The sequence below is a fragment of the Shewanella sp. 10N.286.48.B5 genome, from assembly GCF_002874355.2.
GTDB lineage: Bacteria > Pseudomonadota > Gammaproteobacteria > Enterobacterales > Shewanellaceae > Shewanella.
This window is the reverse complement of record NZ_MCVG02000001.1, coordinates 1590319-1602883: the sequence shown is the minus strand read 5'-3', so window position 1 is coordinate 1602883 and position 12565 is coordinate 1590319. Positions and strand designations below refer to the sequence as shown.

The 12565-nt window shown below is 39.0% G+C and carries 10 protein-coding genes and 3 tRNA genes; 9 read left to right on the top strand and 4 right to left on the bottom strand.

Annotated elements, in window-relative coordinates; translation table 11 throughout:
- The first annotated feature begins 9 nt into the window (after positions 1-9).
- The gene (locus tag BCU57_RS06955; protein WP_102435411.1) at positions 10-1605 is read left to right on the top strand and encodes a dihydrolipoyllysine-residue acetyltransferase; all 1596 of its coding nucleotides are present in this window, start codon (positions 10-12) and stop codon (positions 1603-1605) included.
- Positions 1606-1719: 114 nt separating this feature from the next.
- Positions 1720-2787: a quinolinate synthase NadA gene (nadA, locus tag BCU57_RS06950; RefSeq protein WP_102435409.1), complete on the top strand. Its 1068-nt coding sequence runs from the start codon at positions 1720-1722 to the stop codon at positions 2785-2787.
- A gap of 104 nt (positions 2788-2891) precedes the next feature.
- Here nadA and gap read toward each other — a convergent pair whose 3' ends face one another.
- Complete coding sequence (gene gap / locus BCU57_RS06945) at positions 2892-3902, bottom strand: type I glyceraldehyde-3-phosphate dehydrogenase (protein WP_102435407.1); 1011 nt, start codon at positions 3900-3902, stop codon at positions 2892-2894.
- A 235-nt stretch (positions 3903-4137) separates the two neighbouring features.
- Positions 4138-4968, bottom strand: a complete 831-nt coding sequence (locus tag BCU57_RS06940; RefSeq protein ID WP_102435405.1) for a DUF2989 domain-containing protein — start codon at positions 4966-4968, stop codon at positions 4138-4140.
- Positions 4969-5168: 200 nt separating this feature from the next.
- On the opposite strand from BCU57_RS06940, the gene BCU57_RS06935 reads away from it, so the two are divergent.
- From BCU57_RS06935 to BCU57_RS06905, 7 genes are all read left to right on the top strand, one after another.
- Positions 5169-6605, top strand: coding sequence for a glyceraldehyde-3-phosphate dehydrogenase (locus BCU57_RS06935; protein WP_076540871.1), 1437 nt, complete (start codon positions 5169-5171; stop codon positions 6603-6605).
- Positions 6606-6921: 316 nt separating this feature from the next.
- A tRNA-Gly gene (locus BCU57_RS06930) sits at positions 6922-6997 on the top strand.
- An 18-nt stretch (positions 6998-7015) separates the two neighbouring features.
- Positions 7016-7089: transfer RNA gene (locus BCU57_RS06925), tRNA-Cys, on the top strand.
- A gap of 43 nt (positions 7090-7132) precedes the next feature.
- Positions 7133-7218: transfer RNA gene (locus BCU57_RS06920), tRNA-Leu, on the top strand.
- Between the two features lie 411 nt (positions 7219-7629).
- A complete protein-coding gene (locus BCU57_RS06915; protein ID WP_102435403.1) occupies positions 7630-8823 on the top strand; it encodes an amino acid aminotransferase in 1194 nt (397 codons plus the stop codon).
- A 203-nt stretch (positions 8824-9026) separates the two neighbouring features.
- Positions 9027-9833, top strand: a complete 807-nt coding sequence (locus BCU57_RS06910; protein ID WP_102435401.1) for a glucosaminidase domain-containing protein — start codon at positions 9027-9029, stop codon at positions 9831-9833.
- A 3-nt stretch (positions 9834-9836) separates the two neighbouring features.
- The gene (locus tag BCU57_RS06905; protein WP_198589348.1) at positions 9837-10472 is read left to right on the top strand and encodes a DUF2987 domain-containing protein; all 636 of its coding nucleotides are present in this window, start codon (positions 9837-9839) and stop codon (positions 10470-10472) included.
- A 92-nt stretch (positions 10473-10564) separates the two neighbouring features.
- On the opposite strand, the gene ttcA is transcribed toward BCU57_RS06905, so the two are convergent.
- A complete protein-coding gene (gene ttcA / locus BCU57_RS06900) occupies positions 10565-11494 on the bottom strand; it encodes a tRNA 2-thiocytidine(32) synthetase TtcA (protein ID WP_102435639.1) in 930 nt (309 codons plus the stop codon).
- A gap of 79 nt (positions 11495-11573) precedes the next feature.
- Positions 11574-12503 carry a universal stress protein UspE gene (uspE, locus tag BCU57_RS06895; RefSeq protein ID WP_102435397.1) on the bottom strand — a complete coding sequence of 310 codons (930 nt, stop codon included), beginning with the start codon at positions 12501-12503 and terminating at the stop codon, positions 11574-11576.
- Positions 12504-12565: the final 62 nt, after the last annotated feature.

The following is a 12565-nucleotide window of genomic DNA, read 5'->3' as shown; positions in this document are numbered from 1 at the left end:
GAGCAAGATATGATTAAAGATTTTATTTTGCCGGATATTGGTGAAGGTGTTGTTGAATGTGAGCTTGTCGATTGGATGGTTAAAGAAGGCGACTTAGTCGTTGAAGATCAACCCATCGCTGATGTCATGACCGATAAAGCTTTAGTGCAAATTCCTGCACCACATGGTGGCGTAATTACTAAGCTGTATTATGCCAAAGGCGATATTGCTAAAGTACATGCACCACTTTATGCCGTAGATATGGATGCAACTGCTGCCGAACCTTTTGTCATTTCGACAGCGGCGGAAGTAAAAAATGATTCAAGCCATACACCTAGCAATGCCTCGATTCAAAATACGCCACAAGCCCCTGTTACAGGTAAAGCGATTGAAGAGTTTTTATTGCCAGATATTGGTGAAGGTATTGTAGAGTGTGAACTGGTTGAGTGGTTAGTCGAAGAAGGCGATAGCGTGGTTGAAGATCAACCTATTGCTGATGTGATGACAGACAAAGCTTTGGTTCAAATTCCAGCAATAAAAAATGGCACTATTGTTAAACTTCATTATCGAAAAGGCCAGCTTGCAAAAGTACATGAACCTTTATTTGCCATCGAAGTTGAATCTACCTCAGTAGCAAATACCCTTGTAGATGATGCTCCAGCAACCCAAGTGGCTTTAGATGTTTCACCTGAGCCTGTTATACAAGGCAAAGCATTAGCCAGTCCTGCAGTGCGACGTTTAGCCCGCAGCTTAGATATCAATATTGCTGATGTGAAAGGAACAGGCAAAAGTGGCCGTGTCTATAAAGAAGATATTGAAAGCCACTTAACTGCAGCGACGCCTAAGTCTACGACAGTTTCTACTCCTGTGGTCAATAACCAAGCCCCAGCAGTTACGCCAGCGACGACCGTGTCAAGCGCTACTGATAAAGTCGAACCTATCAAAGGTGTTAAAGCGGTTATGGCGAAAATGATGGTGGAGTCTGTTTCGACCATTCCGCATTTTACCTATTGTGAAGAGTTTGACTTAACAGATCTAGTTGCCTTGCGCGCCGAAATGAAGCAACGCTACTCTACTGATGAAGTTAAGCTAACAATGATGCCATTTTTCATGAAAGCAATGTCGTTAGCCATCAATGAATTCCCTGTGCTGAATAGCCAGGTCAATTCCGAGTGTACTGAGCTGACGTATAAAGCTTCTCATAACATAGGTATGGCTGTTGATTCAAAAGTTGGTTTGTTAGTACCTAATGTAAAAGACGTGCAAAACAAATCTATTCTAGAAGTTGCTGCTGAAATTACTCGTTTAACCACTGCTGCTCGTAGTGGCCGCGTTTCACCTGCAGATCTTAAAGGTGGCACGATTTCTATTTCTAATATTGGTGCACTCGGTGGCACAGTGGCAACGCCAATCATCAATAAACCTGAAGTAGCCATTGTAGCGTTAGGTAAACTGCAAACTCTACCGCGCTTTAATGAAAACGGTGAAGTTGAAGCGCGTAAAATAATGCAAGTTAGTTGGTCTGGCGATCATCGCATAATTGATGGTGGCACCATTGCCCGTTTTTGTAATTTATGGAAGCTCTATCTGGAACAACCTCAAGAGATGTTATTAGCCATGCGCTAATTCCTTCACCTTCAAAATAGGTTACCCAGTTACACGAAAGGACGCGAAAGCGTCCTTTAATTTTATGGGCCGATTTTGTATAATACTCAAACGTTGTAACTTCTCGGAATCAAAATGATCACTTCGGCACCGAATATCGCTTCAATCGAATATCCTTTTCCCGCAAAACCCGCTGTATTAAATGAAGCCGAAAAGGCTGATTATAAACAAAAAATTAAACAGCTTTTAAAAGAACAAAATGCGGTTCTTGTTGCACATTACTATACTGATCCTGAAATTCAAGCCTTAGCAGAAGAGACAGGTGGATGCGTATCTGATTCTTTAGAAATGGCACGCTTTGGTCGTGATCATCCTGCTAAAACGTTAATTGTTGCTGGCGTTAAATTTATGGGCGAAACGGCTAAAATTCTTAGCCCTGAAAAAACCATTCTAATGCCTACTTTAGATGCCACCTGTTCACTTGATATTGGTTGTCCTATTGAGCAGTTTTCGGCATTTTGCGATGCTCATCCAGATCATACCGTTGTGGTCTACGCTAACACCTCTGCCGCTGTTAAAGCGCGTGCAGATTGGGTTGTTACATCAAGTATCGCCCTTGAAATCGTTGAACACTTAGATAGTGAAGGCAAGAAAATCATCTGGGGCCCAGATAGACATTTAGGCAGTTATATCGCTAAAGAAACTGGCGCCGATATGCTGATGTGGCAAGGTGATTGTATTGTTCATGACGAATTTAAAGCAAAAGCCTTACGTGAATTAAAAATACAATATCCAGATGCTGCTGTGCTAGTTCACCCTGAATCACCAGCAAATGTGGTAGCGTTAGCTGATGCTGTAGGTTCAACTAGTCAGTTAATTAAAGCTGCACAAACTATGGACAATCAGCAATTCATTGTAGCAACCGATCGCGGCATTTTTTATAAAATGCAACAAGCTGCACCGGGTAAGACACTTATTGAAGCGCCAACAGGCGGTAATGGCGCCACTTGTAAAAGCTGTGCCCATTGTCCTTGGATGGCTATGAATGGTCTTCAAGCGATTGAAGCATCGCTCAGTAGTGTCGATAAAACAACCCATGAAGTGTTTGTTGATGACGCTTTACGTGATGATGCGTTAGTGCCACTTAATAGAATGCTAAATTTTGCTCAAACCCTTAATATGAAAGTAAAAGGCAACGCCTAATTAAGTTTGTAAGATTTAGCTTAGTATTACTAAGCTAAATGACAGACAATAAAAAGCCCTGCAATTGCAGGGCTTTTTCATATTAGTCAAATGACTGCTATGAATTATTTAGCTGTCATTAATGCAACAGTATTATCTAACATGCGGTTACTGAAACCCCATTCGTTATCATACCAAGCCATTACTTTGACAAGTCGACCATTAACACGTGTTTGAGTCGCGTCAAAGTTAGAAGAAAATGCATTATGGTTGAAGTCGATAGAGACTAAAGGTTCAACATTAATAGCAAGCGCTTCATTCAATGGTGAAGTTTTTGCTGCATCTGCCACTATCTGGTTAATTTCTTCAACTGTGGTGTCACGAGACGCTTGGAAAGTGAGATCTACAAGAGATACGTTGACTGTCGGTACACGTACAGCTAAACCGTCAAACTTACCTTGAAGCTCAGGAACCACTAAACCTACAGCAGCAGCTGCCCCAGTTTGAGTTGGGATCATAGACATTGCTGCTGCACGAGCACGACGTAAATCAGTGTGGTAAACATCTGATAAGCGTTGATCATTGGTGTAAGCATGAATAGTAGTCATTAAACCTGATTCAATACCAACAGAGTCATTCAACGGTTTCGCAAAAGGCGCTAAACAGTTGGTTGTACATGAAGCATTTGAAATCACAGTCATGTCAGCAGTTAGTACGTCATTGTTTACGCCATAAACAACTGTAGCGTCAACATTTTTACCTGGTGCTGAAATAATAACTTTCTTCGCGCCCGCTGTTAAATGTGGCTGTACCGCTTCTTTAGAAGTGAAAATACCAGTACATTCATACACAACATCAACATTCAACTCTGCCCAAGGCAATTTAGAAGGGTCACGTTCTTGGAAAGTTAGGATTTTATCGCCATTAACGTAGATGGCTTCATCATCATGATCAACTTTAGCATTAAAACGACCATGAACTGAATCATACTTGGTAAGGTGAGCATTAATTGAAGCATCACCTAAATCGTTGAGTGCAACGATTTCAATTGGGTAATCCTTTTCGCTTTCATAAAGCGCACGTAAAACATTTCTACCGATACGGCCATAGCCGTTAATTGCTACACGGATAGTCATTGCATATCCCTCAAGTGATTATAAAATCTGTTTCGTAAATCATGTGGTAGTAAAATTACCAAATTAACGATTTTCGTCAAGTAAAAAAGCCGAAAAATGGCAATTTAAGCGTCAAATGTCTGTATTTTATTTACAGAATTCAATATATCACACACTTTTTGTGTTTTTTTGTAAGTCGTCAACAAATAAGTGAAAAATATAATGTGTTCATTGTAGTTAATAACGCGCTAGTTTTTTAATCAATTCGTGTTTTAAATTGGCTGATATCGAATTGACCTAAGGAAAGTTGATTAACTAACATTTGCGCATCGAGGTCTAATTGGGCTGCCAAGGTTTTATTATTGCCAATTAAGGCTAAAAGCCTCTGCTCAGAAGCCACATAATCACTCATCAACAAATTGGCTTTGGTAAACAAGTATTCATTTTGTGAATTTTGTTCACGTCGATAAATGCTCGCTAAACCTAAAAGCCAGTCTGGATCCAAAGTTTCTGCGTTTGAGTTAGCTAAAAGTGATAAATACAGTGCTTTTGATTGGCTGGTATTTATTTTTAAATAATAACTGGCAATGTGGGACAACATGAAAACTTCATTAACTTCACCAGATTGTTCTGCGGCGATGACAGCATCTCGTGAATCATCATCATTAAAAGTGGTCCAGCGGTAGTAAGCCAAATAAAGATCTGGGTTATCTTGAGTAGATTCTCTTAATTGGGCTAAGTTTTGGGTACTAATAGCATAAGCACGTTCTCGATCTTCAGTACGGTGAGTATTAATAACATGTTTAACCCCGGCAGCAAGTTCGATGCATTTACTATAAGACTCAAGCTTGATGAGTTGCTCATAGAGTAACTTTCCTGAAGGGGTTTCTATCTGCTTTAATTGGTAACGACTGCGAATTAAGTCGCCTTTTTCTACTAAACACCAACTATCTTGGTGTAAATCGGCACAAAGTTCAGGATTTTTTTTACATATGGCGGCACTATTTCGACCAACATCACAACCGAAAAGGCCGAATAATGCAGCGAATAAAGAAAATGATGTAATTATTACTAAACTTTTGTTCAAAACTGGCTCCGCATGGTGATTTTTTCTAATAAAATTACAGGTTTAGTAAAAATTTCTTACTGGTGAAATGCGTCAAATTTCATTACAATGACGGCGACTAATAAGGGATAACCCTACAATAATCTGATTATTGGTCTTTTCTTTCTGTTACTCAATTCTTTCTGCGACAAAGCCGAAATATGAGATAAAGGATCTTTTTAATGAGCGCTGATAAACACCTACAAAGTTGGCAAGAACGTTTCGAAATGGCTGAGGCTATGCAGCCTTTACTTGGGAAATTATACCGTAATCAAGGCGTTGAAGTCTTAATTTTTGGTAAACCACTTTTAAACGCATCAACAATAGAAATTATTAAAGCGCATCGCTTAGTTCGTCGTCACATTGGCGATAAGTTACGTTTACGCGAAAGTTTCCCATTTGTAGAAGCGTTAAGTAAGTTGTCAGTTAAGCATTGTAAAGTCGATATTGGCAAGCTTGCCATTAATTACTGGCGTGAACACTCTGATGCATCACAAATTCAATCTTATATGACTCACGCTTTAGAAGCGGGCATAAATTTTGGAGATGATGTTGCCGCTAAAGATGTCGTGCTATACGGTTTTGGTCGAATAGGGCGGTTATTAGCACGCCTGATGATCGAAAAAACCGGTCAAAGCAACAAATTATGTCTTCGTGCTATTGTACTTCGTGGTGGCAAGAAAGGCGATTTGGAAAAACGCGCCAGCTTATTACGTCGTGATTCGGTGCATGGTTCTTTCAATGGCTCAGTTGAAGTTGATGAAGAGAACAACGCATTAATCGCCAATGGTACTTACATTCAAATAATCTATGCTAATTCACCTGATGAAGTCGATTATACCCAATACGGTATAAATGATGCATTGGTTGTTGATAATACCGGTATTTGGAAAGATGAAGCTGGCCTTGGTTTGCACCTTAAGAGTAAAGGTGCCAGTAAGGTTCTGTTAACGGCACCAGCTAAAGGCGCCATTAAAAATGTTGTTTATGGTGTCAATGAAAATGACATTTTACCAGAAGACATCATTGTTTCTGCTGCTAGTTGTACTACTAATGCTATTACACCGGTTCTAAAAGCGGTTAATGATAAGTACGGTATTGAAAATGGCCATGTAGAAACTATTCACTCTTATACGAACGATCAAAACTTGATTGATAACTATCACAGTGCTGATCGCCGTGGCCGTAGTGCGCCATTAAACATGGTTATTACTGAAACTGGTGCTGCTAAAGCCGTATCTAAAGCGTTACCTGTGCTAGAAGGTAAGCTTACAGGCAATGCGATACGTGTACCTACACCTAATGTGTCAATGGCTATCATTAGTGTTAATTTAAACGGTGAAACAAACCGTGACGAATTAAATGAATACCTCAAAGATGTGGCATTAACTTCAGAGCTGCGTAATCAAATTGATTTTACTGAATCTACTGAGATTGTTTCTAGTGATTTAGTGGGCTCGCGTTATGCAGGCGTTGTTGACTCTCAAGCAACAATTGCAGAAGGTAAACGTGCAATTTTGTATGTTTGGTATGACAATGAATTTGGTTATAGCTGTCAGGTAGTGGGCGTTATGCAAAAAATGCTGGGTATTACGACTTTGTCTTTACCGAGCGCATAAACAGAACCTAATTAATGCCTAAGCGCAATTCACCTATTAAAAGCACTTCTTTGAAGTGCTTTTTTATTAGCAAACCATTATCACATTGCAGTTTTTGAATATTCTCAGCTGAAATAGCCCAGTCTTTTCAAATTAAGATTTTTCATACTGAATAGCTTTTAACCAAGTTCAGTTAATATTTATTCGATGCGTTTATTTATGCGACAAACGCACTAAAAACAACGAAAAAACTATAAAACTTCATTGACAGAATTGCTTAAAACAGTAAAAATGCATTCCGAAGTCAACGACAACACCTTGTTATTGATTCTGTAAAGCGACATTAGCTCAGTTGGTAGAGCGATACCTTGCCAAGGTATAGGTCATCGGTTCGAACCCGATATGTCGCTCCAATTCATTAAATGAATTGCGGCGCGATGGCAGAATGGCTATGCTGCGGATTGCAAATCCGTCGACCTCGGTTCGACTCCGGGTCGCGCCTCCACAATTTTGTTTAGTTGTTAAATTAACAATTAAATGACACTTTTGCCCGAGTGGTGGAATCGGTAGACACAAGGGATTTAAAATCCCTCGCTTAATAGGCGTGCCAGTTCAAGTCTGGCCTCGGGTACCATTATTCTTAGTCTTTGCTTAGCAATGATGAGAACTTACATACGTAAGTATGGTGCAAAAAAGCCTCAACATTAGTTGGGGCTTTTTTGTATCCAAAATTTATTTTAATAAAACATATTACTCATAATCCCTCGTCGTTTTTAAATAGACAACATCAGTTAAACTTTAGCTGGTCTTTCTTTATTCGATGTACTCAATTAAGACTATCTGAAATAAAAAACACACAATACTGAACCATGAACTAAGTTAGAGTTCTTTTTATCAAGAATATTTGGTTTTATGGGAATATTTTTAATGAATCTTCAAACTGTGATCTAATTATTACCAGAATGTCTTTTGTGACTACTTCCTAAAGTCATACAATGGTATAAATAGAAAAAAAGTTGTTCACTTCAATAGTAGGAAAGATGTAATGATATTTTCTCAAATCCCTCAAGCGCCAGCAGATCCTATCTTAGGTTTAACCGATGCCTTTAAAAAAGATACTCGTACAGACAAAGTTAACTTAGGTGTTGGGATCTACAAAGACGAAGCAGGTCAAACTCCTGTACTGACATCGGTAAAAAAAGCTGAAGCCATTTTATTAGAGACTGAGAAAACAAAGAACTATCTTGGAATTGAAGGTGTGGAGCGTTATAACCAAGTGGTTCAAAGCTTATTATTTGGTAAAGACAGTGCCATCATACGTGACAAAAGAGCATTTACCGCCCAAGCACCTGGCGGAACAGGTTCTTTACGAGTTGCAGCTGAGTTTTTAGTAAACAACACTGACTCAAATATCTTATGGGTGAGTAACCCGACATGGGCAAACCATCAAAATATTTTTCAAACTGCTGGTTTAGAGATAAAAGAATACGGTTATTACAAAGCTGAAACCCATGACATGGATTTCGATGCTATGGTCACCGATCTAAATACTGCGCAAGCTGGTGACATGGTGCTTTTACATGGCTGCTGTCATAACCCTACAGGCATTGATTTGACTATTGAGCAGTGGCAAATCATCGGTCAACTATGTAGCGACAAGCAATTGGTTCCTTTATTTGATTTTGCTTATCAAGGCTTCGGCGCCGGCATTGAAGAAGATGCACAAGGGTTACGTGCTGTAGCTGCCAAAGTGCCTGAATTATTAGTCGCTAACTCATTCTCAAAGAACTTCGGTCTTTATAATGAGCGTATCGGTGCAGTAACCGTTGTTGCTGAAACAGAAGTTGTAGCACAAAAAAGTTTTAGCCAAATCAAAAAGACTATCCGTGCGAGTTACTCAAACCCTCCAGCTCATGGTGGCTTAATTGTGAGTACCATTTTATCTGATGATGGCTTACGTAAAGAATGGGAATCAGAGCTTAGTGCTATGCGTCAACGTATCGCAGAAATGAGAACCTTATTTGTAGATACCTTAAAGCAAGAAGGCGTATCACAAGACTTTAGCTTTATATCACGTCAAAACGGTATGTTTAGTTTTTCTGGTTTAAATAAGCAACAAGTAACTCGTTTAAAAGAAGAGTTTGGTGTTTATATTGTAGGCTCAGGCCGTATTAGCGTTGCAGGAATGACAAAACAAAATATCCCTGTGATTTGTAAAGCGATTGCACAGGTGCTTTAACGATAATGGGCCTTAAAGGCCCATTATTTTTACTTAATCAGTTATCTAAACTTGATATAAAAGCGCTTAAGGTAGTCCATTTTTAATCTCTATTATTGAAATATTTCAGTCTGTTAAAATAGCGATTAATCGCTTTAAGTCATACCTTCTATTACGTGCAAATCTCGGTATAATCACTAAAAAAATTACATAAAGGCTTTTAATTGAAAACAGGTAGAATTGGAAAGTTTACCCTTGCTTTAGCGGGGGTCATCATTGTTATGTTTTTTATCAGAGCTTGGCTAGTACCAACGATTGAACAAATCTTGATAACCACTCCTGATATAAAAGAAAACCCACAGCTTTCAAATCAAGTGCCAGATTTTTCGAGCATTTCAGATATCCCAACTAAGAAACAAACGTTTTTTGATTACATGACGCCTGCAGTCAAACATCAAAATGCAATTATTAGTGCAGAAAGAAAATTTTTAATTGTTATTCTCAATAACCTTCGTAATGGGCAACCGCTTACTGATGCTGATATTTTTAAATTGCAAAAGCTAACTCAAAAATATCGATATCAAGTAAAAAAGTTTGATTTAATCACTCTGACACCGTTACTTGAACGCGTCGATACCTTGCCAGTTAAAATGGTACTAATTCAAGCCGCCAATGAAACTGGTTGGGGCAGCTCTCGCTTCGCTACAGAAGGTAATAATTATTTTGGGCAATGGTGCTTTTCTAAAGGCTGTGGTTTAGTGCCGCAATCAAGAACCCCAGGGCTTAATCATGAAGTTGCATCGTTTGATACCCCAGAGGACTCAATAGCTGCATACCTGCTTAATTTGAATACTAATTCGGCTTACCATTTATTACGTTCAATCAGGGCGGATCTAAGAGCCCAAGATATTGAGCCCACTGCAGAAGAATTGGTCTTTGGCCTGTTACATTACTCAGAACGTAAACATGAATATATCGACGAATTACTTCAAATGATGCGTCATAATAAAAATTATTTAGCTGGATTATAGTTAATGAAAATAACAACAAGATTAGCAATGGCTACAGTGGCTTTCTCGGTAAGCTTTTTTTCAATTGCCGATACGGTATCTATTCCTTATGCCGGTTTTTACGAAAGATTAAAGCAGGTCAACAAAGCCAACTATCAGTTAGTTGAAATTGTGTTTAGTGTGCCTAAAACTCAAGCTTGCACTATTTTAAGCGGGGATATCAGTACTGAGAAAAACCAATATCCATTAACTTTTAATGAGCAGCAGCGGCTTTTTTTACCTTATGATGCTCAGTTAAAATCTGATCGCGGTTTAATTAACTTAACCATGAAGGGTGATCCCACAGGATGTGGCATAGCAATGCAGGTGAGGGCGAAGCAACAGCTTAAATCATATAATCAGCAGCAAATCCTTGCGGTAAAAGATGATATGGATGCGTTATTGGATGGCCAGCAAGGTTTTCCAATGAAGTATTTTAGAAAGCCAATATCTGGTGTTACATTCAGTTTTAACGATACTGACTATCCGGTAACTGTTAGCATTGATAATAAACAGCAGCTTATTAGTGAGCCGCTACAATTGGCTAACTTTACACTCAATGAATTAAATGAGATTTCTTTTTCTGTTACTCCTGCAGTCATTAGCCCGTTTGTCGAGTAAAACTTTTTAGATAGATTGAAAAAGCCCTCTATTGAGGGCTTTTGTAAATCTACAGCACTTATTAAAGTGCTGTATAATCGAACGTTATGTGATTACGGCTTGTAGGTACTCACAACATCAATTCTTGCTGCAGCATCAAGATTAATATGGCCGTTGTTACTCATATCAAGAAAATCAAATGCAGGTAGCTCTGATTCAGCCACAGCGCCAGACATAGGTGCGTCAGCATTTCTTTCAAGTGATAAGAAATCAAATTGGTTACGATCAACACCTTGTGACGGCGAGGTATTTTGCATCGCCGTGAAGATGGATTCTATTCTACCAGGGAAATCCACATCCCACTGTTTTAGCATGTCTTTAACTGCACCACGTTTTAAATTTTCTTGTGATCCGCAAAGGTTACATGGAATAATCGGGAACTGTTTCAATTCTGCGTATTCAGCGATGTCTTTTTCTTTACAGTAAGCTAATGGACGGATCACCATGTTAGCCCCATCATCCGAAAGTAATTTTGGTGGCATTGCTTTCATCTTGCCACCAAAGAACATATTTAAGAATAATGTTTCAATGATGTCATCACGGTGGTGACCTAAGGCAATTTTAGTGGCGCCGATCCGCTGTGCGAAACCATATAGGGTTCCTCTACGAAGGCGAGAACATAAAGAGCAAGTGGTTTTACCTTCAGGGATCTTATCTTTGACTATCGAGTAGGTGTCTTTTTCTAAGATATGGTAGGCCACTTTTAAACTATCTAAATAGGCAGGTAGAATATCTTCTGGAAACCCAGGTTGCTTTTGATCTAAATTTACCGCGACAACTTCAAAAGAAATCGGGGCACGTTTTTGTAAATTTAATAAAATATCAAGCATGGCATAACTGTCTTTGCCGCCTGAAAGGCAACACATAACAATGTCACCTTCTTCAATCATTTGATAATCGCCGATAGCACGACCAACTTCATGGCGGAGCTTTTTTTCGAGCTTATTTTGACGATCCAATTGTAGTTTGTTTTGTTGTTGCATTTGCGACATAAAAAAGCGCCCAGTAACCATTTGTTTCAGGGCGCGTATTATTCCAGCATTCTGCCTTAGGGTAAAGGATTTACTCTTCTAGAGGTGACTTATACCCATCTGGCTTGATAGCGAGTAGATCACAGTTAATGCTATCAATAACATGTTCTGCTGTATTACCAATTAGTGCGGCAGAAAAACCTGTACGACCCACTGTACCTAAAATAACTAACTCAGCGTCTAACTTTGTGGCTAATTCAGGAATAATATCTTCAGGCAGACCTTCTTCAACATGGCAATTTTCTAATGGAATATCAAAGCTATGGGCGATAGATTGGATCCGTTGTTCATGCTGCATTCGGACCGTGTCGTTATAACTTGCGGCATCAAACTCTGGCAATTCTATGGCTAAATTGACAGGGGTACCTGGATAGCCATTAACTAAATGCACTTTAGCTGAAAACTTATCGGCTAAATTTAAGGCGTTTTTAATAACTTTGGTATTAAGAGTCTGATGATCTTCATCTTCAGACGCTACATTTATTGCGCAAACAATATTACCTGCTACTGGCCAATCGTGTTCTTTAACCATAAGAACAGGAATAGGCGCTTTACGTAATAAATGCCAATCAGTAGGGGTGAAAATAATTGATTTGAGTTTATCGTGCTCGTGGGTGCTTTTGACCAACAAATCAAATTGTTCATCGATAGCGTATTTAATAACACTTTCAAATGGGCGATTGTGCCAAACTACTTTCGCATCAATAGACATTCCAGTCTTAGTATAACTTTCGATGGCTTCATTTAACCAGGTTTCACGTTGAGCTATAACGCCTTGACGCATAGCTTCACGCTCATTACTGGATAAAATTGATGTCATCTCGTAGGAGAAGTCAAAAATAGTGAGAAATGCAGTGATAGTTGCGTTGGACTTACTCGCTAGCTCAACAGCTCTAGCTAACGCAGGTTGATGATCTGTCATAGGGTTTATGACAACGAGTATCTTATTATAATCCTTCATAAAACCTCCAAGCTAAAATGTTAAACTCTGTTAATTAACTATCACTGTTATTGCCATAAAAT